This is a genomic window from Timonella senegalensis JC301 (assembly GCF_000312125.1).
In the GTDB taxonomy this organism is placed as follows: Bacteria; Actinomycetota; Actinomycetes; order Actinomycetales; family Cellulomonadaceae; genus Timonella; species Timonella senegalensis.
This window is the reverse complement of the sequence record NZ_HE978642.1, coordinates 1-26,039: the sequence shown is the minus strand read 5'-3', so window position 1 is coordinate 26,039 and position 26,039 is coordinate 1. Positions and strand designations below refer to the sequence as shown.

Sequence of the window (26,039 nt, the reverse complement as noted above, 5' to 3'; positions counted from 1 at the left end):
CAGGTGGCAATATTCCGTATGGAAATGCACGATAATCGGCTAAGTTTGCTCTCACTTACCCGTAGAACAAAGGTGAACACTCCATGATCCTGCCTGACCTCCCCGCGCTCCTCGAGCGCCACGGCCTATACCTCATCGGACTTGAGGTTCAGGTCCGCGCGGACGGAAGCGCGCCCACCGTGGATGAGGTCCGTACGTTCCTCGCCGCGCGTCGGGTCCTCGCAGGAATTGCACCCGGCTCGCAGTACGCAAGCAACGCGGCAGTGGTCATCAACGTCGCCGCGTACGAGGACGACACCATCGCCGTGGCAACCGATTCCGGGGAACTCGGACGGGGACAGACCGTGGAGGCGTTCTTCGCAGGCCTCGCCCACTCCCTGCGCACCGAACTCGTCGCCGACGAAGACACCCTGGTGAGCATTACGGGAGAGCTTGGGCCATACGAAGGCTCCGAGACCCCGCTGTCGATCGACTCGCTGACCATCACCGGACCGGACTCCCCGCAGCATGTCCTTCTCGGTGCGCTTGCGAGCATGCCCGAGCAGGGCCACTACGGGCTCGTGGGCGGACGTGGAGTGGTCCTTCCTGCGCAGGGAATGGCGCTTCACGGAGGTATCGCCGAGGTCCCCGGAGCCCGGGCGATGCTACCTCTCCTGAGCTTTGAGCGTTCTGGCGAAGTCCGGTCAATCAACCTGTATGGAGACACCAGCGAGGACCCGCACGTCACCATCAACAGCGGCCCCGACTACGAGGCCGTGAGCGCACAAGTCCCCGGCACCGCATGGGACATTGAGCAAGGGCTCGCCAAGATTCCGCGGTTGCTGTGCGCTGATGAGGGGCCGTTGCCAAAGAAGCGCGGTGATAAGAAGGCCAAGGCCTCCCACGCCTCCGCAGTTGCCGCGTACGAACTCCTCGTGCGTGCAGGCGGAGAGCTGTCCCAGTCCCAGCCGCAAGAGCTGTTCTCAAACGTCGCACGGCTCATGGGCTACCCGGCCGAGGTCGCAAGCCTCGTGCAAGCCTTCGACGACCCCGCGTTCGACCCCGAGCGCCGCAACCTCGCGGCTGTGCCCGCGGCGCCGGAGGGTTCCGGCTTCGTCCACACTACGGGGGTAGTGGGCGCTCTGGAGGTATGCGAGAAGATTGGCGCCAAGGCCAAGGCAAAGGGCCGTGCGGTTGACGTCATCGGCAAGGCTCGCAAGCGCACCCTAGCCCTCCTCGGCATCTACGCACTCCTTGTGCTTGGTGTCATCCTTGCCAACGTCATCCCTGCACTCGGCACCTGGCTCGACATTGAGCATGACATCTTCACGCGATTGTTCTCCGTGTTCCTCGTGCTCGGTTTCGGCTTCACTGCGGTATCCATGTGGGCAATCCTGAAGGGACTGGATCAGGCTCGCGAGACCTACACGTTGCTCTCGGCCAAGAACATCCCCAACCCGCTGTCACTAGAAGACTAAGGCGAGGGGTACGGAAACTAGCAAGTTCCCCACGGGCCGCTAGAAGACTTACAGGAGAAACAGCATGTCCGAAGTTCTGTCCCTCAACGCACAGTTGCGCGCGCACGGACTCGAGCACGCGCTGCTCCTCATCGGTGACTCCGACGAAGGTAAGACCTCTGGGCCTAACGTTGCGCAGGTCGTCAGGTTCCTTTCTCAGAAGTCGATCCCAGGAGCGGTATACGACGGCGCCGAGATCGGCGTCGAGCGGGAAGCAACCGTGGCTGCACTCATCGCATACTTTCCCGACGAGGAGTTCGTTGCAACCTCGCGCGACGGCCAACTTGTTCCGGGTGAACACCTCGAGACCCTCATTGATCTGCTGGATGAGTCCTTCAACGTTGAGACGGTCAGCAATGAGTACTCCTCAACTCTGACCGGTCCGTTTGGTGTGGGTGGCACGAGCGGGTCCACCTTGACCATCGCCCCTGCCCAAACCCCACGCACCGCCATCCAGCAGCTCTTGAGCATCGGCGGACGCTACGCAATGGACTCCGGGCAGGCTCTGATCTACCCAGCTCCAGGACACGTTGTGGACATGGCTGATCTCGACGAGTCCAACTACGGGGACGTCTTCATCACTCTCGTTCGCACCGGAGCAAGGCGCTCCGTCATGGTCGGCACCGCCGAGGACATGGACTACCTTGTAGCCCTGCACCTGCTCCCCACCGCTACGCCGTCGCTTCCCTTCGGCGCTCAGGACGGAGCCCCGAGTGCCGCGCAAGCGGTCCAAGACATCCTGCTCAAAGGTCCCCAAGTGGCCTACAGCGAGGAGATCGGCTTCCAGTACACACTAGACCAATCAGGGTTCGCAGGAACGGATCCCACGACGATTCCTTCCCCCGCAGAATTCGAGGTCTGGGCTGCGATGAGGTCGCTCGTCGACGCATCCTCGACACTGATTGCCAGTGCTCCTGAAGACTTCCTGGCACGCGCCACGGAAGCCCTGGATGTTCCGCTCAGTCTGTCCAGCGCGATCAGGGACTTCGAACTGACAGGCGGCCCCGCGAAGACTAGTGGACGCGCCGGAGTACTGCCCACCACAGAGATTGCCGAACTCCCCACATCCAAGGTGGATGACATTGCCGAGGCCATTGGCACTCTCCTCCTACCACTTGAAGGACCCAAGGCCAAGCAGCCGTCCCTGCTCAAGAGACTCGGACTCACTACGGCCTTCACGCTGATTAAGGCGTTTCTCTTTACAGCTGCGAGCGCGGTGTTTCTGAGCGATGCCGTAGGAATCATGTCGATGTCCGGGGAAGAAACAGACAGTTGGGCACGCGCCATCTCAGGTTTTGTTGGCCTCATCTTCCTGTACTCGGGGGTGAGTAACTTCCGCAACCGGAATGCTGGCGCCACTGCTCGAGAACTCCTCGCGCAGGCTGCGAGGGACGGCGTCTACGAGTACGAGACAGCAGGGAAGGCTAACCATGGCCCCTCGAACTATGGCCCATCCTCGGGCGAGGGCACACCGGGTCTCATCAAGTTCTAGCGTTAGCCGTTATTGATGACAACCTGACCGCCACCCTTTTCCAGGGCGATGAGAGTACGCAGGGCCTTCAACTCGGGGTTGGATTCGATGAGCTTGGCAGCATTGGCCAGCGAGCGTAGGGTCGCCTGCTCACCGCGAGCGCGCTCGACCGAGGCGAGCGCCTCCTGCTTGGCCAGCGCAACCTGCGCGTAGCGTGTGCGAAGCTCACCAGGGAAAGAGATGTCACGGACGCTCGCATCCTCCACCACCACGCCGTATCGGGCCTGCGCCTCGGCGGTGATCGGAGCAAAGTTCTTGGCCCACTCGTTACGAGTGGTCAGGAGGTCAGCGGCCTCAACTGCGCTGATCTTGTCCCGCAGCGCGAGCTGGGTGTCCAGGTGCATGAGTTCCTCGGCGCCGCTGCCGTAACTCACCGCACTCAACCATGCCTTGGGATCCGTGATCCGGTAGGTCACGATTGCCCCGCACTTGATTGCAACGCCGTCGGCGCTCAGCACCTCCTGGCCCACCACCCTAAGCAGAGTTGGGCGCACGTCGATCACGCTGAACGTGGACTTCTTTTCGTTGTACCGGTGCTGGCCGGGAGGCAGGATCTCGGCAGGACGTCCCTCGGCGTACAAAACCCCGCGTTCAAACTCCTGAATGTAGACCTTTGCCACGATCAGTCCTTCCCCCGAAGGCGCCGGATTCCGGCGCTCAAACTTTAAGGCGAGGCGGCAACCTTCCACAACAGCGAGCGGGGACGCTTCGGCAAAGCCAGAGGTCCACAAGGCAGCTGATGCTTAACGGAGGATTGCCACCCCACCGGAATGGGCATTCGCCCTATGCAGTGTGACGCCGTAAGTAGAAATACGTCGCGGAATCCCGCTGAGCATCCATTTAGCGCACGCCATCAGCATATTTGCGCGGATGTAGAGCCGCAACAACTTTTATGGCGAGGCGAACGGCGCTCACCATTTCACCCAGGACACTACCCTGGGTGACCTGCCTACGGAACGTGGGCACAATCGTCGACAATCTGTGGAGTCTTGAGCACATACTTGGCGGAACTCTCCTGCATTCCCCCGCCACCACACCCACCCACGCCGCGGGATTGGCCTTTGTACCCCCGCGAGATTGCACTCGGGGGTCCGAGGTTGCAGGGCCGCCGGGACATCTCGTTCCCCCAGGTGCAATCTCGGCGGTTAGAGGGGGCGGCAGGCCTACCCTAGATCTCCACGTCCTCGACAATGCGGTCTTGGGCGCCAAGTGCCCACACGTCACCCGGCGTGTCGCCGGGAAGGAGCGGGTTGCCGTGGCCCACAAACCGCTCATGAGCGGTGCCGGCGGACTTGCGCTGTTCCCAGTCCTTGAGCGTGCCAGGCGTTTTTATGCGTTCGGGGCCCCAGAAAAGCGGCACACCGCGGGGCCGTTCTCCGCAGGCGGTTCTCCTGAGACAATGGGAGGGATGTCTACCTCAGCGCCCCTCGCCCTTGCCCTCGCCAACCTGAAGGATCCGTCCGACCCGGACCAGGTCTTTGATGCGTTCGTACAGTTCGTCACCGACCGCGGTTTGACGCTGTACCCTGCGCAAGAGGAGGCGATCCTCGAACTGTTGGACGACAAGCATGTCATCCTAGCCACGCCGACGGGATCCGGAAAGTCCCTCGTGGCTATGGCTGCGCACTTCATCGCGCTCGCGAGGGGGCAGCGTACCTTCTACACGGCGCCGCTTAAGGCACTGGTGTCGGAGAAGTTCTTTGACCTAGTTGCCGTGTTCGGTTCGGAGAACGTGGGCATGACCACCGGAGATTCCGCAGTGAACCCGGACGCGCCCATCATCTGCTGCACGGCAGAAATCCTGGCCAACCAGTCGCTGCGCAGGGGCGGTATCGACGCATTCGACCCGGGCGTAGACCAAGTAGTCATGGACGAGTTCCACTACTACGCCGACCCACAGCGCGGCTGGGCTTGGCAGGTCCCGCTACTCGAACTGCCCAAGGTTCAGTTCCTCATGTTGTCGGCGACCCTCGGAGACACCGCGTTCTTCCAGAAGGACCTCAAGGAGCGCACCGGCCGTGACGTGGTCGAGGTTGCAGGCGTGGAGCGCCCAGTCCCCCTTCACTTCAGCTACGTGGTCGAGCCGCTAGGTGAGCTCATCGAGGAGCTCGTCTCAACCCACCGTGCTCCCGTGTACGTAGTCCACTTCACCCAGAAGGACGCAGTGGACCGCGCACAGTCGCTACTATCCACCAAGATCGCGTCCAAGGAAGCCAAGGAAGCCATTGCTGCAGAGCTGGGCGACTTCCGGTTTGGCTCGGGATTTGGCAAGTTGCTGTCCAAGTACCTCCGCGCAGGAATCGGTGTCCACCACGCCGGAATGCTCCCCAAGTACCGCCGAGTTGTGGAGCGCCTGACGCAGAAGGGCCTCCTCAAGGTCGTCTGCGGCACGGACACCCTCGGCGTGGGCATCAACGTCCCTATCCGCACCGTCCTGCTGACCTCCCTGGTTAAGTTCGACGGCGAGCGCATGCGCCACCTCTCCGCCCGAGAGTTCCACCAGATCGCGGGCCGCGCGGGTCGCGCAGGCTACGACACCGTGGGCGAAGTCCTCGTGATGGCTCCGGACCACGTGATCGAGAACAAGAAGCAGCTGGAAAAGGCCGGAGACGACCCCAAGAAGCTCAAAAAGATCGTTCGCAAGAAGGCGCCAACCGGGCACGTGAACTGGACCGAGTCCACCTACGAGCGCCTGATCGATGCCCCACCCGAGCCATTGACCAGCCAGTTCGCGGTGACTCACGCGATGATCCTCAACGTTCTTGCGCGCAAGGATGAGGACGGCAAGCCCATCAACCCGGTTACGTCAATGACGCACCTGCTGACCGCCAACCACGACAACGAGGCCAAGAAGCGCGAGAACGTGCGCCAGGCTTTCCGCATCTATCGCTCCATGCGCCAGTCCGGAATCGTAGAAAAGATCAAGATCCCCACCGGAGTTGTGGGCGGGCGCTCAGGCTACCGCGTCCAGCTGACCGTGGATGTGCCAGACAACTTTGCGCTGAACCAGCCGCTCTCCCCGTTCGCGGTCGCGGCCATGGACCTCATCGCCCCCGACTCCCCCACCCACGGCCTGGACATCCTCTCCATCATCGAGGCAACCCTCGACGACCCGCGCCAGGTCTTGTTCGGGCAGGAGCGCGCGGCAAAGTCCGTGGCCATCGCGGAGATGAAGGCGGAGGGCATCGAGTACGACGAGCGCATGGCCCTGCTCGAGGACATCTCCTGGCCTAAGCCGCTCGAGGATCTGCTGGTCCCCGCCTTCCACACCTACAAACAATCCAACCCATGGATTTCCGGCATGGAGCTCAGCCCCAAGTCCGTGGTCCGCGACATGCTCGAGAAGGCGCAAACCTTTACGGACTTCATCTCGCGTTATCAGCTCGAACGCTCCGAGGGCGTGGTCCTTAAGTACCTCGCCGACGCCTACCGCACGATGCGCCAGACCGTGCCTACCGAGCACCGCACGGACGAGGTCGAGGGCATCACCGAGTGGCTCGGGGAACTGGTGCGCTCGGTCGATTCCTCCCTCCTTGACGAGTGGGAACGCCTCGCCCACCCCGAGGACCTTGACCTCGAGAACGAGCCAGAGATCATCGAGGAGGAGACCCTCCGCCCGATCACCGCGAACGACCGCGCGTTCACCGTCATGCTGCGCAACGCCGTGTTTTACCGCGTCGAACTCGCTGCCCGCGAGGACTACGACGCGTTCGACCGCCTGGCCGCCAAGGACGGCTGGAATGGCGACGACTGGGCAGACGCAATCGACCCCATGTTCGAGGAATACGGTGACGACGCGATCGGCATCGGCCCGGACGCCCGGTCACCCAAGCTCCTGCAGGTGACCAAGTCAGTGGACGGCAACGACCGCGTGTGGAAGATCCGTCAGGTTCTCGACGACCCGAACAAAGACCACGACTGGGCCATCACCGCGCTGGTTGACCTCGACGAGTGCGATGCCGCCGGCGAAGTCATGCTGCGTATGGTCTCGGTGGCCCAAGCGTCAGACGCGTAATTCTGTAGCCGGGGCCGGCCTGAAGGCCTGCCCCGGTCACGCACCACCAGCCCTACCAGCACCACCGAGCCACCAGCCCCACCGAACCACCGCCCGGCCTAACCCCTACGCAGTTCCTCCCACGCGGAGCGGGTCATCGTGGACTCCGCGAGGTCCCGGTACACGCCGTTCAGCAGGATCCAGTTGGGTAGCACCACCTGGTGGGTGAACCCGAGGCGTACAGCGGCCGCCCGTGACCCCTCGTTCTCCGCGTCCGCGCACCACAGCACGACTTGCGCGCCCTTGTCCATGAAGATCCAGTCAAGGGCGAGGTCCGCCGCACGCTTCATCACGCCGTGTCCCCTCGCATCAGGGTGGAGCACAAACCCAATCTCCCAGCGGTCGTCTCCCCTGGGCCACACGCCAACGTTGCCCGCGAACCTCGCCGTCCCGTCAGGCGATACCTCGTCGATAGCAAACTCAAACCTGCGGCCCGTCACCCATCCTTCGGATACCATCGCGTCGATGAACGATCTGGCGTGATCGGCGGTGTACGGGTGTGGGAGCGGGATGAACCGCTGCGCGTCGGGGTCGGAGCTCTGCTCAACGATCCGCGCGATATCGCCGTGGTGGTGCGCCCGCAGCCGCACGCCATCTCCCACTAGGGTGGGCACGCACTGCGGATACTCGGTGGCAGCCTCAGTGTACGAGGACTGGGAAGCGTGTTGGCTCATGGTCCCACCCTATTGCAGGTGGGCAACCTAAAATCGTGTCATGGCCAAGAAAGCAAAGCAGACACACGGCACTCAGGCAATCCTCGCCCTCGAAAAAGCCGGCGTGCCTCACACCGTCCACCCGTACGAGCACGATCCCTCCAACGAGGTGGGCTACGGCCTCGAGGCTGCCGCGGCGATTGGCGTGGCCGCGCCCCAGGTGTTCAAGACCCTGATGGTCGTGGTCGACGGCAAGCTCGCAGTGGGTATCGTCCCCGTGGACAAGATGTTGGACCTCAAGGCGATCGCCTCGGCCCTCGGCGGCAAGAAGGCCGCCATGGCGGACATGGCCGCCGCCGAGCGCGCCACGGGCTACGTGGTCGGCGGCATCTCGCCGCTGGGACAGAAGACCAAGCACGCCACCGTCCTCGACGACTCCGCGCTCGCTTACGACGCCGTCTACGTCTCGGGCGGCCGCCGCGGCCTCGACGTCGGTCTCGCGCCCGCCGACCTCGTGGCGATCACCAGCGCCAAGACCGCTTCCATCGCGCGGGACTAGGGCAAAAAATTAACGACGATCGAGCTGGAACCCAGCCCAATCGTCGTTAATAAAGTGTCTGGGTTACGTCAGTGGACGTACCCGATGTCTCCAGTCCGCGAGGACACAATTTGCTTGCCTAGAGGCATAAGCGAGACCGGCACCATCTTGAAACTGGCGATCCCCATGGGGATGCCGATAATCGTCAGGCACATTGCGATGCCCGTGGTGATGTGGCCAATGGCCAGCCAGATCCCGGCTACGAGCAGCCAAATCACGTTTCCGATCAGGGAGAACGCGCCGGCGGTGGGCTTGTCCACGACCACACGCCCAAAGGGCCACAGGGCGTAGTTGGCCATGCGGAACGAGGCGATACCGAACGGGATCGTCACGATCAGGATGCAGCAGATGATGCCCGCTAGGGCGTACCCGAGGGCCATCCAGAAGCCTGACAGCACGAGCCAGATGATGTTGAGGATTGTGCGCATGCACTAATGCTAAGCGCTTCCGGGGACTCGAGGTGCAGGACTACCAGGTTTTATCTAGTTGCTCGCGGGTCAGCCCTTGGCTGCCTTCACTAGGTAGATGTTGATGCGCGCACGTGTGGTCGCGTGAACGGCGTGCAAGAGGCTGGCCTCGAGGTGGATCAGTCCACCAGTGCCGAGCTGCGTTCGATTGCCATTCACCTCGAACTCGATCTCACCCTCGACCACCTCCACCACGATTGGAAACTGGGTCATGTGTTCTTTGAGTGCAGTGCCGCGGTCGAGGGCAATGTGAATCAAGCGCACCCCTGGCGCGTCAAACAGGGTATGCGGGACAACCCGTCCCTCCTGGAACGGCACGATCTCGGCGATCTGGCCGAGACTGTTCGCCGGCACGATCACCTCGCCCACCGTCTTTCCACCTGGGTGTGGCTCGCGGGTGTGCTCAAGCGGGAGCGGAATCGGAGTTGATGAATCAGACACTGTCTTGCCTCTCTGTAGGCGCTGCTGGACGTCGTTGTACTGGCCTTGCCTGACTACCACTGTAGCGCCTTCGTGTTCTGCTCCTTTGGGCAACTAGTATGGACGCAGTTGCCTTAACTCCACACGCGCGGATGGAACCAATCAGCGCGCCCGAGAGTTCAAGTTCACGCGACGGATGGCATGCATTCGCCGCTGCGCCGAAAGGATGGATCCACCCATGGGGTTGTTCCGCAAGAAGAAGACCGCCGAGGTCCCACAGGGAACCACCGAGTACTGGTCTCAGGATGATCAGGCCGTGGTGGTCTCCATTCCGTTTGATGCCTCGAACGGCCTTCCATCGGAAGTCGCCGACAGGCTCTCCAACGACGTCATCGCGACGGTCGGAGCAGTCCAGCGCGGCGAGTTCGGGCACTCCATCCCTGCCGGAGTCACCGGTGCAAAGGTGAAGATCGAGGTCAACACCGGAGCCACCGTTCTGGGCGAAGTGCCCCTGCACACCATCGAGATCCTGCGCGAGTCCCTGGGCAAGTCCATGGAGATCTCCGTTGAGACCGACCCGGAGGCCGTTGAGGCTGCACGCGTAGCCAAGGAAGAGAAGTCGTCCTCCGGTAGTACGGCAATGCCAGAGCTCCCCAAGTACGGACCAAACGGCGAGAAGCTCTCGATCTGGCAGGCCATGAAGCTTGCCGCCGAGCAGCAGGCAGCCGCGCAGCAAGAGGGCGTCGCAGCGCCAGCGCAGACTGAGAAGCTCGCGCCACGCGCGGACCTTGAGCCTGCCGTGTTTACCTGGAACGAGACCGATGGTGCGCTCCGCGCCGACATCGTCATCCTCGGTGAGGACGGCGCCGACGCACAGACCGAGGCCGACGTAGCTCACCTGGTGTCCGCGACCCTCGGGTCCCTCAGCGCTCCAGCCACCCTCGCCGTCGTCCCAGAGGGCGCCGGCACCTACGACATCCAGCTCACCGTTGCCGTGAACGAGGAAGCCGCAGGAACCCGGACCCGCGCACGCCTTGAGCAGGGTGAGGACCAGTTCGAAGGCACCCGCGTGGATTTCGTGGTCATGATCGAGCCACGCTCCGCTATCGAGGAAATGCTCGCAGAGTAGCTGCGCGACTCACCCGAGCTTCACGCGGCAGCGCCGCGGGAGGGCTGCGGTGCTGCGGCAGTGCCGCGGTGGCGCCACCCAACTCCCCGGCCCGCCGTGTAACAAAGGCCCCGAGAGCAACAAGGCGAGGGCCCGTCCAATCGGACGGGCCCTCGCCTTGCCTTGTCTATGTGCCCTACGGAACGCGCTTGAGCCATTCCTCGGTGCCGAACTTGGTTTCCACGAGTTCCTCTGCGCGCTGACGCTCGGCCTCGGAAACTACCGAGTCAACGGTCTTGTAGCGGTCACGGAAGTGGTCCAGGAACGCCTCGATGATGGCCTCGCGGGTCATGCCCGTCTGCGAGCGCAGCGGGTCCACGCGCTTCTTGGCGGACTTGATGCCCTTGTCCGAGAGCTTTTCGCGGCCGATGCGCAGAACGTCAAGCATTTTGTCGGCGTCTATGTCGTAGCTCATGGTCACGTGGTGCAGCACGGTTCCGCCCGCTAGGCGCTTCTGTGCGGCCCCAGCGATCTTGCCCTGCTCGGACGCAATGTCGTTGAGCGGCTTGTACACGGCCTTGATGCCCACGTCCGCGAGCGCGTCGAGCACCCACTGGTCCAGGAACTTGTAGGACTCCTCGAATGTCATACCGTCCACGAGCGACGCCGGCACGATGAGCGAGTACGTGATGGTGTTGCCCGGCTCCACAAACATCGCGCCACCACCTGAGATGCGGCGAACCACCGTCACGTCGTGGCGCTCCGCGGCTTCCTCGTCCACCTCATTGCGGTAGGACTGGAACGAGCCGATGATAACCGCGTTCGATGCCCATTCCCAGATGCGCAGAACCGGTCCGCGCTCCCCCGCCTCCACTGCCTCCGACTGTGCCTGGTCGAGTGCGACCTGCATCGGTGGGTGGGCCGGGGTGTCGTGGATGACGTCAAACGTGTGGTCGTCCCACGTGGTCGCCTTGCCGAGCGCGCGGCGCGTCACCGTGGCGAGTGCGCGAGCATCGAACCCGAGGAGCGTCATGTCCTCCGTGATCGCCTCTTCCACGGCCTTGCGGATATCGCCGAACGTCGAGTCGGCCGGAAGGCCATCAATGGCCTTGTTCAGGATGTCCAGGGCCGTGTCCGGCTCAAGGAAGAAATCGCCGCTGATAGCCACATTCGCAAGCTTGCCATCAGCCACATCAAGTTCAATCGCGACCAGTTTGCCGCCGGGGACTTTGTATTCTGCACGCACCCCTCAAGGGTAGTACGCGCGAGCCCGCGGACCGTATGGGCTGGGTCACTTTTTGCCGCTTTCACGGCCCCTATTAACGACGATTGCCTCGCCTTCCGCAGAGCCCTCCCCACCCCAGCGGGGCTGGTTTGGGAGGAGGGAACGGGAGGCGAGGAAATCGTCGATAATCAGGTCGTTACGGGCTAGACGGGCTTTACTCCGGCGTGTACCAGGCCGTAGATCGCGGAGTCCGTGAGGGCTTCCCACGAGGCCTCGAGGATGTTGGGGCCGACGCCCACGGTGGACCACGAGCTCTTGCCGTCGGTGGATTCAATGAGGACGCGGGTGATTGCGTCGGTGCCCTGCTCCTGGTCGAGGATGCGGACCTTGAAGTCGATCAGTTCGAACTTAGCGATCTCCGGGTATACCCGCTCGAGCGCCTGGCGCAGAGCCTGGTCCAGGGCGTTGACCGGACCGTTTCCCTCCGCCGTGGTGATCTGGCGTTCCCCGCCACACACCAGTTTGACGGTTGCCTCGGCCAGCGCCTCGGTCCCGCGGCGGCCCACGCGCTCGACGATCGCGCGCCACGACTCCACCTGGAAGTACTCGGGGCGCTCGCCCATGACCTCTTCCATGAGAACGAGTTCGAACGACGCATCCGCTGCCTCGTACGTGTAACCCTGCGCCTCGGCCTCCTTGATGCGGATGGTGATCGCGGTCAGGACATCCGCCTTACCCTCGAGGTCGAACCCGAGCTCCTTGCCCTTGAGCTCGATGGACGCACGCCCGGCCATGTCCGAGACGAGCATGCGCATGTCGTTACCCACAAGGGTTGGGTCGGTGTGCTGGTACAGGTCAGCGTCCACCTTGATAGCGCTCGCGTGCAGGCCGGCTTTGTGCGCAAACGCGCTCGCACCCACGTACGGCTGGCGAGCGAACGGTGAGATGTTGGTCAGCTCGGAGATTGCGTGCGAGATGATCGTGGCGTCGTTGAGGTTTCCTGCCAGCACCTTGCGACCGTACTTGAGTTCTAGGTTTGCCACCGTGGTCACGAGGTCCACGTTTCCGGTGCGCTCGCCATATCCGTTGACTGTGCCCTGGAAGTGCTCGCAGCCCGCGTCGATGGCCGCGAGGGTGTTGGCGACCGCGCAACCCGAGTCGTTGTGGGCGTGCATGCCGAGGATGCCGTTTCCACCGGTGGCCTCGCGGATGTCCGCCACAATGTCGGTGACCCATTGCGGGAGCATTCCCCCGTTGGTGTCGCACAGGCACACCACCTCTGCGCCGGCCTCGAACGCGGTCAGCACCGCCGAACGCGAGTACTCGGGGTCGTAGCGGAAGCCGTCAAAGAAGTGCTCTGCGTCGATGAATACACGGCGCCCCTCGGAGGTGAGGAACTTGACCGTGTCCTCGATCATCGCCAGGTTTTCCGCACCGTCGGTCTTGAGCGCACGTTCCACGTGGCGAATGTCAGACTTGGCCACGAGCGTGACCACGGGCGCCTGCGAGTTGAGCAGCGCAAGGACCTGCTTGTCCTCGCTCGCCCTGGTTCCAACCTTGCGCGTGGCACCAAACGCAGCGAGCACCGCGTTCTTCAGGTTGAGTTCACGGGCCGCGCGTGAAAAGAAGTCTGTGTCCTTTGGCACTGCGCCGGGCCAGCCGCCCTCAATGAACCCCACGCCCAGCTCGTCAAGGAGCGGCGCAATAGCCAACTTGTCCGCCACGGACAGGTTGATACCTTCCTGCTGCGCTCCGTCACGGAGTGTTGTGTCATAAACGTGGAAGTTCACGGCCTTCTCATTTCACCAAGTTGTGCGGGACTTTTATTGTCCCCCGTTCGTATCCGCCGAGGTGGTGCGGTCATAGCTAGCGTTGGGTGGCGCATTGTGTGCGGCTCCCACAAAACTGCTGCGTAATGATCCTCTTGCTGCCTTGTGCTGAGGTGGCGCACCGTAGCAACAAAAAAACCTCCCGAAAACAGCGAGGGAGGTTTGCACGTCTGGGTTGCAGCGGGGTGTGCTGCTGTCCATACGCGCTAATCAATAATAATTACGTGCCACAGTGCCATGCCTCACATTCTTACACACATCAACTTTCTGGCCAACGGGTGTCTCGCATAGTTGGACGATACAGAGACACTGGCCAGCGCTACTCGCCCAGAATTAGCAGACGGACCCGCAAGGTGTCGCTGGTCGCTGCGTGAATCGTCAATAATAGGACGGGGCTGGGTCAGGAACAGAAGTTCCCGACCCAGCCCCATTATCAGCCTATTTAAGCGAGGCGCGTCAGCCAGCCGTGGCGATCTGGGCGGCGGCCGTTCTGGATGTCCGTGAGTTCCTCGCGGATGTCCATCGTGGTCTTGCCTGGCTCGCCACCGTTGATCGTGACGTCGAAGTCGTGGTCAGCAAGGCGTCCGATCGGGGTGATGACTGCCGCGGTGCCGCAGGCGAACGCCTCGGCGATCTCGCCGGACTCGAGCATCGCCTTGAGGCTCGCGAGCGTGATGTGCTCCTCCGTGACGTTGATGTCGCGGTCCTTGATGAGCTGCAGGATCGAGGAACGGGTAACACCGCGCAGGATTGAACCGGACAAGGCAGGGGTCACGATGTCCCCGTTTGCCTTCACAAAGAACACGTTCATGCCGCCGAGTTCCTCGATGGCGGGGTCAGCCTGACCGTCGAGGAAGCACACCTGATCGAAGCCCTCGCGGGCCGCCTGAATCTGCGGCAGGAGCGAAGCAGCATAGTTGCCGCCGCACTTGGCCTCACCGGTTCCGCCGCGGCTCGCGCGGGCGTAGTCCTGGGAGATCCAGATGTTCACGGGGTGCACACCGCCGGAGAAGTACGGGCCAACAGGCGAGGCAATGACGAGGTGTTCGGCCTCGAGTGCAGGTCGCACACCGAGGAACGCCTCGGTGGCGATCATGAATGGACGCAGGTAGAGCGCAGCCTCGTCACCGGTGGGGATCCACTCAATGTCGGTGCGCACGAGCGCCGCGATGGAACCGATGAAGTCATCCACACTGAGTTCAGGGAGCGCTAGACGGCGTGCGGAGCGGATGTAACGCCTTGCGTTCTCTTCCGGGCGGAAGGACCACACCGAGCCATCGGCGTGGCGGTACGCCTTGAGACCCTCAAAGATTTCCTGACCGTAGTGCAGGACAGCTGCTGCGGGATCGAGCTGAAGCGGACCGTACTTTTCCACGCGGCGGGCGGTCCAGCCCTCGCCGTCCTTCCAGGTAACCCTGGCCATGTGGTCGGAGAAGACAGTTCCGAACTTCGGAGCGGCCTTCAACGCCTCGCGCTCTTCTACTGGAGCGGGGGCATCGTTGAGCTGCACGTCAAAGAGCGCAGCAACCTCATCAATTGAGGAGTTAAGAGTTTCGAGCTGGGAGCTCATGTGTGGGCCTTTCACCTGGCGACCTCTGGATTCACCACTGCCGCCTCCCAGTGTATGGGAGACGGCAGCGGTGCACAGTGATCTCATTATAGAAGCCGAGTGCGCGGCCTTGAGTTCGTTGGGGAATCGATCAGCCGCGAACGCGAGCCGCGATGTCCTCTCCAACCTCGGCCGTGGAACGAACCGTGGTGCCGCGCTCAACGAGGTCAGCAGCTACAGCAGCCTCAACGGTCTTCGATTCATCCTTGTAACCAAGGTGGTCGAGGAGCATCGCAACGGAAAGGACCGTTGCCGTTGGGTCCGCCTTGCCCTGGCCCGCAATGTCTGGTGCGGAACCGTGCACTGGCTCAAACATGGACGGTGCGGTGCGGTCGGGGTTGATGTTGGCCGACGCCGCCAGGCCAATACCACCGGTGATTGCGGCGGCTTGGTCAGTCAGAATGTCACCGAACAGGTTGTCGGTAACGATGACATCGAAACGCGATGGGTTCGTTGTCAAGAAGATGGTTGCCGCATCTACGTGCAGGTAGTCAGTGGTGACCTCTGGGAACTCCTCGTTGAGGCGTTCCACAGTGCGGCGCCACAAGTGTCCGGCGTGGACGAGCACGTTGTGCTTGTGCACGAGGGTCAGGTGCTTGCGCTCACGTGCTGCTGCGCGGGAGAACGCGTCCCGAACCACACGCTCAACACCGAAGGCGGTGTTGACGGAGACCTCGTTGGCGACCTCGTGTGGGGTTCCCGTACGGATCGAGCCACCGTTGCCCACGTATGGACCTTCGGTTCCCTCACGGACAACCACGAAGTCGATCTCGCCTGGGTCTGCGAGTGGGGATTTCACGCCCTGGTAGAGCTTTCCTGGGCGGAGGTTCACGTAGTGGTCGAGGCTGAAGCGGAGCTTGAGTAGGAGTCCACGCTCGAGGACGCCTGATGGGACCGTGGGGTCACCAATTGCGCCGAGCAAAATGGCGTCGTGTGCACGGATCGCTGCGAGATCCTCGTCGGTGAGGGTCTCTCCGGTCTCGTGCCAGCGCTTTGCGCCAAGGTTGTAGTCCGTGGTCCCAAGCGTTACATCGGACTTAGCAAGTGCGGATTCCAGAACCTTCAGGCCCTGCTCCACAACCTCAATGCCAATTCCGTCGCCTGCGATCACTGCAAGATCGATGTTCTTCGTCATGCAAGCATCTTACGACCACTGTCCACGACTCGGGACTGGCGTATCGCATTCTGGTCATCCGTTCTGACGATGTGGCAGCTCTGTTAGATGGCAAGACGCTGTTCGAGCCACCCTAGGATCTCCCTCGCGTACCTGAACTGCAGTTCGCGAAGCGACTGCGGCACCTCGAGCGCTGGCTGCTGCGCGGAGTACACGTAGTACCCGGCAAATCCAGCGAGTACCGCGTTGATCTTGCGCGCGTCTACGCCGTGAAAGACAGAATGCTCCGCAATTACCGCATCACGATCGATGCCTTCCATATTCATGGAACAGTCCAGCACAAACAGCAGTGCGTCGTACCAAACCGCTCCTCGTGACGCCCACGGCCAGTCCACCAGCCACGCAACTCCGTCCGAGTCCACAAGAACGTTGTCAGGCCGCAAGTCACTATGCACGAGATCGCTTCCCCGCACGGCATCGAGTGCCCGCATGGCGGTCTCACGAAGCATGGATTGGTTGCGTCGCGCCCATGGCGTAAGCGCTGGGAACGACCCATCGACCTCCAACCACAGGGCGAACGGCCGCTCCAAGTCTGCGGCTGCGTCAGGAATGCCGGGAACGGCGTCCGCCGTAGGCAACGTCAGCAACGAGTCCAACACCGCCAGCATCTCCTCCCGTGTCTCCGGGTGGCGCCCCTCCACATCCTCGATCAGCAACGCGATCCAGCCGTGCGCTTCGTACGCAGCAATCAGCCTAGGAACACGAATGCCTTCTGGCAGCGCTGCCAGAATGTTGCGCTCCCGCTCATAGAGCGAGTAGGTCCCCTCAAAGCCTTCCCTCGGCACCGCCTTCAAGAACGCACGCGATCCCTGTGCGCTGCGAATACGCGCCGCCGCCCCCTGCGAGAAACCGCCAGCTTGGTTTGCAAACTCGACCACCGGCGCGCCCAGGTGTTCTTGCGCGAACGCAAGAATATCGTCGGGAATCTGGTTCTTTTCAAGTCTGGCCATCTCGCAAGACTAGTTGCCCACGCCCAACTTCTCGACGATATATCCGGTTCTCAGGGCGCGCGCCGGTCCCTGCGCCACAGGCGCCGTCGGCCCTGCGGGACCACGCTCACCCCATCCCCGCCATGCTCACCCCAACCCCGCCATGCTCACCCCAACCCCGCCGGGCTCCCACCATTCCCGCCAGACTCGCCCCATCCCCGCCGAGATTGCACCTGGGGGTACGAGATGTCCCGGCGGCCGGGACATCTCGTACCCCCAGGTGCAATCTCGGCAAAGGCGGGTGGGGCTCTATGGGTTGGGCAAGCAGAGGAACTCAGCATGACGAAGGCCCGCCCCAACGAAAGTTGGGACGGGCCTTCGGACTAGCTTGATGATGCTGCTGGCTGGAGTCAGCGTGCAACGCAACCCAGTGTGCTAACAGCCTGGGGCTACGTCAGCGTGCGACGGAACCCACGGTGCCCATTGCTCGGGTTCACGTCTACCGTTGCTCTACGGCATCGGCTTGCTACGCTGCGCCAATACCTACGATCAACGTGCGACGGAACCCACGGTGCCCATTGCTCGGGTTCGCCTTCTCGCTGCTCTACAGCAGGAACTTGCTTCGCAGAGTTCCTACTTTCGATCAGCGAGCCACCGAACCCTCGACGTAATCGGAGGTGTTGTCGCCATCACGCTTACTCCACGCAAACAGCTTGCGGAGTTCGCGGCCGGTTGCCTCGATTGGGTGAGCCTCACCCTTCGCACGCAGCTCCTTGAACTCAGGGGCGCCAGCCTCCTGGTCCTTGATGAAGCGCTCAGCAAACGCACCGTTCTGGATGTCAGCGAGAACGGCCTTCATGTTCTCCTTAACCTCAGGGGTGATGACGCGTGGGCCGGAGACGTAGTCGCCGTACTCAGCGGTGTCGGAAACCGACCAACGCTGCTTGGCGATGCCGCCCTCCCACATGAGGTCAACGATGAGCTTGAGCTCGTGGAGAACCTCGAAGTATGCAACCTGTGGCTGGTAGCCAGCCTCGGTGAGAACCTCGAAGCCGTACTGAACGAGTTGCGATGCGCCACCGCACAGAACAGCCTGCTCACCGAACAGGTCGGTCTCGGTCTCTTCGGTGAAGGTGGTCTTGATGCCAGCGGCGCGGAGGCCACCGATTGCCTTGCCGTACGAGAGGGCAAGGTCCCAAGCTGCACCCGAAGCGTCCTGCTCAACAGCAACGATGACTGGAACACCACGGCCGTCGATGTACTCGCGGCGCACGAGGTGACCTGGGCCCTTAGGGGCAACCATGATGATGTCGTGGCCAGCCTCAGGCTTGATGTAGCCGTAGCGGATGTTGAAGCCGTGACCGAACAGGAGGGCAGCGCCTTCCTGCAGGTTAGGAGCGATCTCCTCGGCGTACACCGTGCGCTGGACCTGGTCTGGGGTCAGGATGACGACTACGTCAGCCTCAGCAACTGCCTCGCCGACTGGGAGGACCTTGAGGCCCTGGTTCTCAGCCTTGGCGGCGGATGCGGAACCTGCACGAAGGCCAACGCGGACGTCAACGCCCGAGTCACGGAGGTTCAGCGCGTGTGCGTGACCCTGGGATCCGTAGCCGATAACGGCAACCTTCTTGTTCTGGATGATCGACAGGTCTGCGTCGTCGTCGTAAAAGAGCTCAGCCACCGGAATGTCTCCTTATTGGTAAGTGGTGTTTGGAAGTAAGTCTAAAGGGCTTAGTTATTGCGCGTGGAACGTTCCAAAGCGCGGTCAGTCATTGATCGTGCGCCACGGCTAATCGCCACCGTTCCCGACTTCACGATCTCGCGGATGCCATACGGCTCAAGCGCACCGAGCAGCGCGGCGAGCTTCTCAGGGCTGCCTACGGCCTCGATCGTGACGGCATCTGGAACGACGTCCACAACGTGTGCACGGAACAGCTGGACAACCTCGATCACGCCGGAACGGGTGGAAGGATCAGCCTTCACCTTCACCAGCATGAGTTCACGCTGAACGGCCGAGGAGGGCTCGAGCTCTACGATCTTGATGACGTTGATGAGCTTGTTGAGCTGCTTGGTCACCTGTTCGAGTGGGAGCTCGTCCACGTCCACAACCACCGTCACGCGTGACAGTTCGTCGACCTCGGTTGGCCCCACAGCGAGTGAGTGAATGTTGAACGCGCGGCGTGCAAAGAGGCCGGCGATTCGGGTCAGTACGCCCGGCTTGTTTTCAACAAGGACGGAGAGAGTGTGTCGTGTCATTTTTAGGTTTCCTCTCTCAGTCTTCACGGTCCCACGCGGGCGAGATGCCGCGCGCGTACTGGATGTCGTCGTTCGATACGCCGGATGCAACCATCGGCCACACCATCGAGTTGCGTGACACGTTGAAGTCGATCAGGACTGGAACGTCATTGATCTCTTCCGCACGCTTGATTGCCTCATCGACCTCGCTCATGTGTTCGACTCGGATTCCCACGCAGCCGTAGGCGTCTGCGAGTTTCACAAAGTCAGGCACGCGGCGCGAGCCCGCACCAGTGTGGAGGTCGGTGTTGGAGTAGCGCTCGTTGTAGAACAGGGTCTGCCACTGGCGGACCATACCCAAGGACGAGTTGTTGATCAGGGCAACCTTGATGGGGATGTCATTGATCGTGCAGGTTGCTAGCTCTTGGTTGGTCATCTGGAAGCAGCCGTCACCGTCGATCGCCCAGACCGTGCGGTCTGGCTGTCCGACCTTGGCACCCATTGCAGCAGGAATGGAGAAGCCCATTGTTCCCAGACCACCGGAGTTGATCCAAGTGTTAGGGCGCTCGTACTTGATGAACTGCGCCGCCCACATCTGGTGCTGGCCAACGCCCGCAACGTAGATGCTGTCTGGTCCGGAGATCTCCGAGAGTCGGGTCAGCACGTGCTGCGGTGCGAGCAGGCCATCGTTGGTCTCCGAGTAACCAAGAGGATAGGTCTCGCGCCACGAGTTGATCTGGTTCCACCAGCCCTCGATGTCCGGCTTGCCGTTCTTCTCGTGCTCTGCCGCGAGCTCCGGGATGAGCTCGGCGATGACCTCTTTAAGGTCACCCACGATCGGGACGTCGACGTCGCGGTTCTTGCCGATCTCAGCTGGGTCGATGTCAGCGTGGACGATCGTGGCCAGAGGCGCGAACGAGTCCAGCTTTCCGGTCACGCGGTCGTCAAAGCGCGCGCCCAGAGCAACGATCAGGTCTGCCTTCTGGAGCCCTGCCACTGCAGGAACGCTTCCGTGCATGCCTGGCATGCCCAGGTGCTGCGGGTGCGAGTCAGGCAGCGCGCCACGTGCCATCAGGGTCGTGACAACGGCCGCGCCCGACAGGTCCACAAGCTTGCGCAGCTGCTCGGAAGCCCCTGAGCGGATAACTCCACCCCCCACGTACAGCACCGGACGTTTCGCCGAAGCGAGGAGTCGCGCGGCCTCTCGGATCTGCTTGGAGTGTGGCTTGGTCACCGGGTGATAGCCTGCCAGGTTGATTTCCTGCGGCCAGGTGAACGTTGTTTCCGTCTGCATCGCGGACTTCGCGATGTCCACGAGGACCGGGCCCGGACGGCCGGACTTCGCAATGTGGAACGCCTCCGCGATCGTGCGGGGGATGTCGTCCGCGTTGGTCACGAGGAAGTTGTGCTTGGTGATCGGAAGCGTGATGCCAACAATGTCAGCCTCTTGGAACGCATCCGTACCGATGAGTGGTGCGCCCACCTGACCGGTGATCGCGACCAGTGGAATCGAGTCCATGTTCGCGTCAGCAATCGGTGTGACGAGGTTGGTTGCTCCGGGACCGGAGGTCGCCATGGTGACGCCGACCTTGCCGGTTGCGTGTGCATAGCCAGCTGCTGCGTGTCCGCCGCCCTGTTCGTGGCGCACGAGGATGTGCCGGACCTTCTTCGAGTCCATGAGTGGGTCGTACGTGGGAAGAATCGCCCCACCTGGGATACCGAAGACGGTATCGACTCCGACCTCTTCAAGGGACCGAACAATCGACTCCGAGCCTAGGCACCTCTCGGACACCGTTGAACCTGAGTTCGGGCGCGCGAGTGCGGCTGGAGTGGGAGCAGGCTTGGGTGCGTGCGGCTTCGCCGCAGCCTTATCGCCCTGGGCCATCTGGATCTCCTGTTTCTCTTGCGTTCGTGGAGTTACCGGGCAGGCAGGTTGTGCTCGTCGGGACATCGTGTGCCTTTGGCGTACACCTCAGGCGGGCAATGCTGGTTGTTCCTTGTGCCTTGTGAGCTAGAAACCTTCACGCCGCTTTACTCGTGACATGAAAAAACCCTCCACACCGGTCTGGTGTCTGGGAGGGTGCGCGCGTTGACAAGACTTAACGGGTTAGCTTGGCCAACGCGCTAGATAACGACTAGAAGAATTGTGTAACGCATGAAAGCAGACTACGCCCCCGCCATGCCCGTTGTCACACTCCGGGCCGAGAGTCTCATTATTTGATACTCGCGTTCGCTACGTGGACGGTTGTACTGCTTCACGACGATCGTGCCCACCATCCGCCCCACCTCACGAAACGCCGTTCGTACGAACGCCACACCAGCGCAGGCCCCACCCAGCGCAGCAATGCGCTGGGACGTGGGCACGATCGTCGAAAATCAGAATGGCGTGCAGTCACTGGCCGTACGTAAAAAGGTGGGGTGCGTGTTCCTACGGAACACGCACCCCACCCTGAACTACTAGTCGAGCTCGCCGCGCTGCAGCGCCTCATACTCGTGATCCAACAGCGACATCATAATGACGTCGCAGAACTGATCACCGTCGAGGGCCGCGTCACGCAGGACGCCCTCCTGCACAAACCCGAGCGACTCATAGAGCATGCGCGCACGCGGGTTGATGCTCAGGACATCAAGCGAGAGCCGGTGAAGGCCGAGGCCCTGCGGAGCCGGCGCAAACACGAAGCCGAGAACCAGCGAGATTGCCTCGCGCCCGTATCCACGACCGCGATACTGCGGAAGCGACTGCAGGCGCACGTTGGCGCTGCGCGTGGCCGGATCAATGTCATTGATGACGATCTCGCCGATCATGTCATCGGCTTCCTCGCCACTCACCGTACGGATGAGCGAGGTCATCGTGAAGTCATAGCGACCCTCACGATCAGAAATCGTCCGTGTCCACTCGTCGACTTCCTCGCGCTCGAACTTCCGGGTTGTACCCGTCAGCCGAATGCCCTCCTCGTCCTGGAGCGACTCCCACAGGCGGTCCGCATCGCGGGCCTCGACGGGACGCAACCGGACAAGCTCACCGATTAGCTCGGGACCTCGGGTCATGTCAGGCTCCGATGCGCTCGAGAACGAGTTCGCGGACGCGACCTGCGTCGGCCTGGCCCTTGGTAGCCTTCATGACCGCACCGATAATCGCACCGATAGGGCCAAGGTTTCCGGACTTGACCTTCTCCACGATGTCAGGCTGAGCTGCGAGAGTTTCGTCGATGACGGTAAGGAGCGCCCCGTCGTCGGAGACGATTTCGAGGCCCTTAGCCACAACGATCTGCTCAGGGTTACCCTCACCAGCCACAACGGCCTCGAGGACCTGGCGAGCAATCTTGTCGTTGATGCGCTTGGACTCGATCAGGGACTGGAGCTCCGCGATCTGCGCAGGTGTCACGGAGACCTCCGACAGCTCGATTTCCTGGTCCTTGGCGCTACGAGCAAGTTCACCCATCCACCACTTACGGGAAGCGGCTGGGCTCGTGCCTGCGGCTACGGTCTCCTCGATGAGTTCGAGGGCACCAGCGTTGATGACGTCACGCATTTCTACGTCGGTGTAGCCCCACTCGCCAATTAGGCGACGGCGCTTCACGGCAGGCAGCTCAGGGAGGCTCGCACGGATCTCTTCGACCCACTCGCGGCTTGGCTGCACTGGGACGAGGTCCGGTTCAGGGAAGTAGCGGTAGTCCTCAGCGTCGGACTTTTCGCGGCCAGAAGAGGTCGTGTTGTTGTCCTCGTGCCAGTGACGGGTTTCCTGGATGACCTTTTCGCCGGCGTCCAAGATTGCAGCCTGACGCTCAACCTCGTAGCGCACTGCACGCTCGATCGAACGGAAGGAGTTGACGTTCTTGGTCTCGGTACGGGTACCCAGAGGAGCCTCTGGGTTCGCACGCAGCGACAGGTTGACGTCCGCACGGACGTTTCCGCGCTCCATGCGTGCCTCGGAAACCTCAAGCGCACGGAAGATATCGCGCAGAGCCTGAACGTAGGCGCGAGCAACTTCAGGTGCACGCTCCCCCGCACCCGTGATTGGGCGGGTCACGATTTCAACCAGCGGGATGCCCGCACGGTTGTAGTCGATGAGCGAGTACTCGGCGCCCTGAATACGACCGGTAGCGCCACCCACGTGGGTGTTCTTACCAGCGTCCTCTTCCATGTGGGCACGCTCGATGTCCACGCGGAAGATGGTGCCGTCCTCGAGCTCCACGTCGAGGTAACCGTCATAGGCGATCGGCTCGTCGTACTGCGAAGTCTGGAAGTTCTTGGGCACGTCTGGGTAGAAGTAGTTCTTGCGAGCAAAGCGGCAAGACTCAGCGATCTGGCAGTTGAGCGCCAGGCCGATCTTGATCGCGTACTCAACGGCGGTGCCGTTCACTACCGGAAGAGCACCAGGAAGCCCGAGTGAAACCGGGGTTACCTGAGTGTTTGGCTCGCCACCAAACTCGACCTCTGCCGCGCAGAACATCTTGGTCTTGGTACCAAGCTCAACGTGAACCTCGATACCGATAACCGGGTCGTACTTGGCTACAGCCTCGTCGAAGTCAACGAGATCAACGTACGTGGTGCTCATTACTTGGCCTCCAGTTCAGGTGCCTTGGAAAGGAGCGGTCCGCCCCACTTCTCTTCGAGGGCTGCTTCGAGTGCAGCACCGATGCGGTACATGCGAGCGTCCTCACGGATCGGTGCGAGCACCTGGAAACCAACAGGCATACCGTCATCAGACAGACCTGCAGGAAGCGACATGCCCGGAACACCAGCGAGGTTCGAAGGAATGGTCGCGACGTCGTTGAGGTACATGGCGATTGGATCGTCGAGCTTCTCACCGAACTTGAACGCGGTGGTTGGCGCGGTTGGGGAGATCAGGACGTCGGCCTGCTCGAATGCCGCGGTGAAGTCGCGCTGAATGAGCGTACGAACCTTCTGCGCGGAGCCGTAGTAAGCGTCGTAGTAACCCGACGACAGCGCGTAGGTACCAATGATGATGCGGCGCTTGACCTCGTCACCGAAGCCCGCACCACGGGTCGCAGCCATCACGCGCTCAGCGGTGACCGGACCCTCGGAAGGCTCAACACGCAGGCCAAAGCGCATGCCATCGAACTTAGCGAGGTTCGAGGACGCCTCAGCGGGCATGATCAGGTAGTACGCAGCGAGTGCGTGCTTAAAGCTTGGGCAGGAGACCTCAACGATCTCGGCGCCCATCTCGCGCAGCAACTCAACCGACTCGTTGAAGCGAGCGGTAACGCCCTCCTGGTAACCCTCACCGGAGAGCTCCTTAACGATTCCAACGCGAACGCCGGTCAGGTCACGCTTAAGGCCCTCTTCAGCCGCGGCAACGTAGCCAGTCTGAGGCTCTGGAAGTGAAGTGGAGTCCTTAGGGTCGTGGCCACCGATGAGCTCGTGCAGAAGCGCCGAGTCCATGACGGTACGGGTAACAGGACCAGCCTGGTCAAGTGAGGAAGCCATGGCGATTAGGCCGTAGCGCGAGATCGAACCGTAGGTTGGCTTTACGCCGACGGTGCCCGTGACGGCACCTGGCTGACGGATCGAACCACCGGTGTCGGTACCAATGGCAAGTGGAGCCTCGAATGCAGCCAGAGCAGCAGCAGAGCCACCACCTGAACCACCTGGAATACGTTCAATGTCCCAAGGGTTCAGGGTCTTGCCGTATGCAGAGTGCTCGGTGGACGAACCCATGGCGAACTCGTCCATGTTGGTCTTGCCGAGGATTGGAAGCTTAGCTTCCTTAATCTTCTCCACGAGCGTTGCGTCGTATGGAGGGATCCAGCCCTCGAGCATTTTAGAGCCCGCTGTGGTCTGAACGCCGTCCGTTACAACGACGTCCTTGACCGCGATTGGTACACCGGCGAGTGGGTGCAGATCGGCGCCTTCAGCGCGGAGCTTGTCGACCTCGGCGGCGGTAGCTAGTGCATCCTCAGCGGTGACAACGATGAACGAGTTGATCGTCTCGTCAACGGCCGCGATACGGTCCAGGTAGGCCTGCGTGACCTCGACAGAGGTCAGCTCGCCGGCGCGAAGCTTCTCGGCGAGCTGTGCTGCAGAAAGCTTGATGATGTCAGTCATGTTCACTCCTCTCCCAGGATCTGAGGCACGAGGAACTTGCCGTCTTCGCTCGCGGGAGCGGAAGCAAGTACCTTGTCACGGTTCGTAGGCGCTACAGGAACATCCGGGCGGAACACATTCGAGAGCGGAATTGGGTGGCTCGTTGCTGGGGTGTCTGGGCCAACGATCTCGGTAACCTGAGCTACCGACTGCACGATGACATCCAGCTCGCCAACAAGGCGGTCTAGTTCTTCTGGACGCAACTCGATGCGTGCCAGAGCAGCAACGCGCGCGACCTCATCACGGGAAATTGTGGACATGCATCCATTCTAGTTGCTCGCGCAAGGTGGTTAGGGGCGGATGTGTGTTAGAAACAGCCCTATTTCGGGAGTTGGCTATGGGAACTAAGCTTTGGGCACCCTTCCCCGGCCCTTACCTTCCGCTGACCCAGCCCCAACCCACTCCGCCCCCCTCTTTTGTGGATCGAGAGTATTCCTGAGCCCCCTCTCCCGTGTGTGGGCATAAAAAAAGAGGGCACCCACACGGGATACCCTCACACAAGCAACAAGAACACGATAGTAGACGCACAAGAAACACGAAAGGGCACCCCCACGCGATACCCTCAACACACAACGAACCACATAGTAGACGCCACACACAAAC

At 61.9% G+C, this 26,039-nt stretch carries 22 protein-coding genes; 5 read left to right on the top strand and 17 right to left on the bottom strand.

The features are described from left to right. Positions 1–83 precede the first annotated feature (83 nt). Both HGSM_RS04640 and HGSM_RS04635 read left to right on the top strand, forming a co-directional pair. Positions 84–1,457 (top strand): hypothetical protein, encoded by a 1,374-nt coding sequence (locus HGSM_RS04640; RefSeq protein ID WP_019147581.1) that lies wholly within the window; start codon positions 84–86, stop codon positions 1,455–1,457. Between the two features lie 64 nt (positions 1,458–1,521). Then, on the top strand, positions 1,522–2,988 hold the full coding sequence (locus HGSM_RS04635; protein WP_019147580.1) for a hypothetical protein: 1,467 nt from the start codon (positions 1,522–1,524) through the stop codon (positions 2,986–2,988). 2 nt (positions 2,989–2,990) lie between these two features. Here the strand turns inward: HGSM_RS04635 and HGSM_RS04630 are convergent, their stop codons facing one another. Then, a complete protein-coding gene (locus tag HGSM_RS04630; RefSeq protein WP_019147579.1) occupies positions 2,991–3,647 on the bottom strand; it encodes a slipin family protein in 657 nt (218 codons plus the stop codon). 548 nt (positions 3,648–4,195) lie between these two features. After that, complete coding sequence (locus HGSM_RS14055; RefSeq protein WP_081581337.1) at positions 4,196–4,387, bottom strand: hypothetical protein; 192 nt, start codon at positions 4,385–4,387, stop codon at positions 4,196–4,198. A gap of 48 nt (positions 4,388–4,435) precedes the next feature. Between HGSM_RS14055 and HGSM_RS04625 the strand changes: the two genes are divergently transcribed. Continuing rightward, complete coding sequence (locus HGSM_RS04625) at positions 4,436–7,042, top strand: DEAD/DEAH box helicase (RefSeq protein WP_040594720.1); 2,607 nt, start codon at positions 4,436–4,438, stop codon at positions 7,040–7,042. Between the two features lie 98 nt (positions 7,043–7,140). Here HGSM_RS04625 and HGSM_RS04620 read toward each other — a convergent pair whose 3' ends face one another. Beyond that, positions 7,141–7,755, bottom strand: a complete 615-nt coding sequence (locus tag HGSM_RS04620; protein WP_019147576.1) for a GNAT family N-acetyltransferase — start codon at positions 7,753–7,755, stop codon at positions 7,141–7,143. Between the two features lie 40 nt (positions 7,756–7,795). On the opposite strand from HGSM_RS04620, the gene ybaK reads away from it, so the two are divergent. Then, the gene (gene ybaK / locus HGSM_RS04615; protein ID WP_019147575.1) at positions 7,796–8,293 is read left to right on the top strand and encodes a Cys-tRNA(Pro) deacylase; all 498 of its coding nucleotides are present in this window, start codon (positions 7,796–7,798) and stop codon (positions 8,291–8,293) included. Positions 8,294–8,361: 68 nt separating this feature from the next. Here the strand turns inward: ybaK and HGSM_RS04610 are convergent, their stop codons facing one another. Both HGSM_RS04610 and HGSM_RS04605 read right to left on the bottom strand, forming a co-directional pair. Beyond that, positions 8,362–8,760: a YccF domain-containing protein gene (locus tag HGSM_RS04610; protein ID WP_019147574.1), complete on the bottom strand. Its 399-nt coding sequence runs from the start codon at positions 8,758–8,760 to the stop codon at positions 8,362–8,364. A 69-nt stretch (positions 8,761–8,829) separates the two neighbouring features. Beyond that, positions 8,830–9,300 (bottom strand): cupin domain-containing protein, encoded by a 471-nt coding sequence (locus tag HGSM_RS04605; RefSeq protein WP_019147573.1) that lies wholly within the window; start codon positions 9,298–9,300, stop codon positions 8,830–8,832. A 157-nt stretch (positions 9,301–9,457) separates the two neighbouring features. Here HGSM_RS04605 and HGSM_RS04600 point away from each other — a divergent pair, with 157 nt between their 5' ends. Next, complete coding sequence (locus HGSM_RS04600) at positions 9,458–10,348, top strand: hypothetical protein (protein WP_019147572.1); 891 nt, start codon at positions 9,458–9,460, stop codon at positions 10,346–10,348. 175 nt (positions 10,349–10,523) lie between these two features. Here the strand turns inward: HGSM_RS04600 and HGSM_RS04595 are convergent, their stop codons facing one another. The 12 genes from HGSM_RS04595 to gatC form a co-directional block, all read right to left on the bottom strand. Continuing rightward, on the bottom strand, positions 10,524–11,573 hold the full coding sequence (locus tag HGSM_RS04595) for a lipoate--protein ligase family protein (protein WP_019147571.1): 1,050 nt from the start codon (positions 11,571–11,573) through the stop codon (positions 10,524–10,526). A 182-nt stretch (positions 11,574–11,755) separates the two neighbouring features. Then, on the bottom strand, positions 11,756–13,342 hold the full coding sequence (gene cimA / locus HGSM_RS04590) for a citramalate synthase (protein WP_019147570.1): 1,587 nt from the start codon (positions 13,340–13,342) through the stop codon (positions 11,756–11,758). 481 nt (positions 13,343–13,823) lie between these two features. After that, the gene (locus HGSM_RS04585; RefSeq protein ID WP_019147569.1) at positions 13,824–14,951 is read right to left on the bottom strand and encodes a branched-chain amino acid aminotransferase; all 1,128 of its coding nucleotides are present in this window, start codon (positions 14,949–14,951) and stop codon (positions 13,824–13,826) included. 130 nt (positions 14,952–15,081) lie between these two features. Beyond that, positions 15,082–16,125, bottom strand: a complete 1,044-nt coding sequence (locus HGSM_RS04580; protein WP_019147568.1) for a 3-isopropylmalate dehydrogenase — start codon at positions 16,123–16,125, stop codon at positions 15,082–15,084. 83 nt (positions 16,126–16,208) lie between these two features. After that, a complete protein-coding gene (locus tag HGSM_RS04575) occupies positions 16,209–17,114 on the bottom strand; it encodes a phosphotransferase (RefSeq protein WP_019147567.1) in 906 nt (301 codons plus the stop codon). A gap of 622 nt (positions 17,115–17,736) precedes the next feature. Beyond that, complete coding sequence (ilvC, locus tag HGSM_RS04570; RefSeq protein ID WP_019147566.1) at positions 17,737–18,774, bottom strand: ketol-acid reductoisomerase; 1,038 nt, start codon at positions 18,772–18,774, stop codon at positions 17,737–17,739. A gap of 50 nt (positions 18,775–18,824) precedes the next feature. Next, positions 18,825–19,349: an acetolactate synthase small subunit gene (ilvN, locus tag HGSM_RS04565; protein WP_019147565.1), complete on the bottom strand. Its 525-nt coding sequence runs from the start codon at positions 19,347–19,349 to the stop codon at positions 18,825–18,827. Between the two features lie 16 nt (positions 19,350–19,365). Beyond that, entirely contained in the window at positions 19,366–21,213 is a 1,848-nt protein-coding gene (locus tag HGSM_RS04560) for an acetolactate synthase large subunit (RefSeq protein ID WP_019147564.1), read from the bottom strand. 572 nt (positions 21,214–21,785) lie between these two features. Continuing rightward, positions 21,786–22,376 carry a GNAT family N-acetyltransferase gene (locus HGSM_RS04555; RefSeq protein ID WP_019147563.1) on the bottom strand — a complete coding sequence of 197 codons (591 nt, stop codon included), beginning with the start codon at positions 22,374–22,376 and terminating at the stop codon, positions 21,786–21,788. Between the two features lies 1 nt (position 22,377). Next, on the bottom strand, positions 22,378–23,886 hold the full coding sequence (gene gatB, locus HGSM_RS04550; RefSeq protein WP_019147562.1) for an Asp-tRNA(Asn)/Glu-tRNA(Gln) amidotransferase subunit GatB: 1,509 nt from the start codon (positions 23,884–23,886) through the stop codon (positions 22,378–22,380). Beyond that, on the bottom strand, positions 23,886–25,397 hold the full coding sequence (gatA, locus tag HGSM_RS04545) for an Asp-tRNA(Asn)/Glu-tRNA(Gln) amidotransferase subunit GatA (RefSeq protein ID WP_019147561.1): 1,512 nt from the start codon (positions 25,395–25,397) through the stop codon (positions 23,886–23,888). Before gatA ends, gatB begins: the two co-directional genes overlap by 1 nt. A 2-nt stretch (positions 25,398–25,399) precedes the next feature. Then, positions 25,400–25,696, bottom strand: coding sequence for an Asp-tRNA(Asn)/Glu-tRNA(Gln) amidotransferase subunit GatC (gene gatC / locus HGSM_RS04540; RefSeq protein WP_019147560.1), 297 nt, complete (start codon positions 25,694–25,696; stop codon positions 25,400–25,402). Positions 25,697–26,039 lie beyond the last annotated feature (343 nt).

What these genes read in the sequence shown, in the direction of transcription:
- HGSM_RS04580 (WP_019147568.1), bottom strand. Translation starts at nt 16,125, where the DNA reads ATGACGAAGAACATCGATCTTGCAGTGATCGCAGGCGACGGAATTGGC.
- gatC (WP_019147560.1), bottom strand. Translation starts at nt 25,696, where the DNA reads ATGTCCACAATTTCCCGTGATGAGGTCGCGCGCGTTGCTGCTCTGGCA.
- gatB (WP_019147562.1), bottom strand. Translation starts at nt 23,886, where the DNA reads ATGAGCACCACGTACGTTGATCTCGTTGACTTCGACGAGGCTGTAGCC.
- ilvN (WP_019147565.1), bottom strand. Translation starts at nt 19,349, where the DNA reads ATGACACGACACACTCTCTCCGTCCTTGTTGAAAACAAGCCGGGCGTA.
- HGSM_RS04635 (WP_019147580.1), top strand. Translation starts at nt 1,522, where the DNA reads ATGTCCGAAGTTCTGTCCCTCAACGCACAGTTGCGCGCGCACGGACTC.
- HGSM_RS04560 (WP_019147564.1), bottom strand. Translation starts at nt 21,213, where the DNA reads ATGGCCCAGGGCGATAAGGCTGCGGCGAAGCCGCACGCACCCAAGCCT.
- HGSM_RS04620 (WP_019147576.1), bottom strand. Translation starts at nt 7,755, where the DNA reads ATGAGCCAACACGCTTCCCAGTCCTCGTACACTGAGGCTGCCACCGAG.
- HGSM_RS04600 (WP_019147572.1), top strand. Translation starts at nt 9,458, where the DNA reads ATGGGGTTGTTCCGCAAGAAGAAGACCGCCGAGGTCCCACAGGGAACC.
- HGSM_RS04640 (WP_019147581.1), top strand. Translation starts at nt 84, where the DNA reads ATGATCCTGCCTGACCTCCCCGCGCTCCTCGAGCGCCACGGCCTATAC.
- HGSM_RS04555 (WP_019147563.1), bottom strand. Translation starts at nt 22,376, where the DNA reads ATGACCCGAGGTCCCGAGCTAATCGGTGAGCTTGTCCGGTTGCGTCCC.
- HGSM_RS04575 (WP_019147567.1), bottom strand. Translation starts at nt 17,114, where the DNA reads ATGGCCAGACTTGAAAAGAACCAGATTCCCGACGATATTCTTGCGTTC.
- HGSM_RS04610 (WP_019147574.1), bottom strand. Translation starts at nt 8,760, where the DNA reads ATGCGCACAATCCTCAACATCATCTGGCTCGTGCTGTCAGGCTTCTGG.
- gatA (WP_019147561.1), bottom strand. Translation starts at nt 25,397, where the DNA reads ATGACTGACATCATCAAGCTTTCTGCAGCACAGCTCGCCGAGAAGCTT.
- ybaK (WP_019147575.1), top strand. Translation starts at nt 7,796, where the DNA reads ATGGCCAAGAAAGCAAAGCAGACACACGGCACTCAGGCAATCCTCGCC.
- HGSM_RS04585 (WP_019147569.1), bottom strand. Translation starts at nt 14,951, where the DNA reads ATGAGCTCCCAGCTCGAAACTCTTAACTCCTCAATTGATGAGGTTGCT.
- HGSM_RS04625 (WP_040594720.1), top strand. Translation starts at nt 4,436, where the DNA reads ATGTCTACCTCAGCGCCCCTCGCCCTTGCCCTCGCCAACCTGAAGGAT.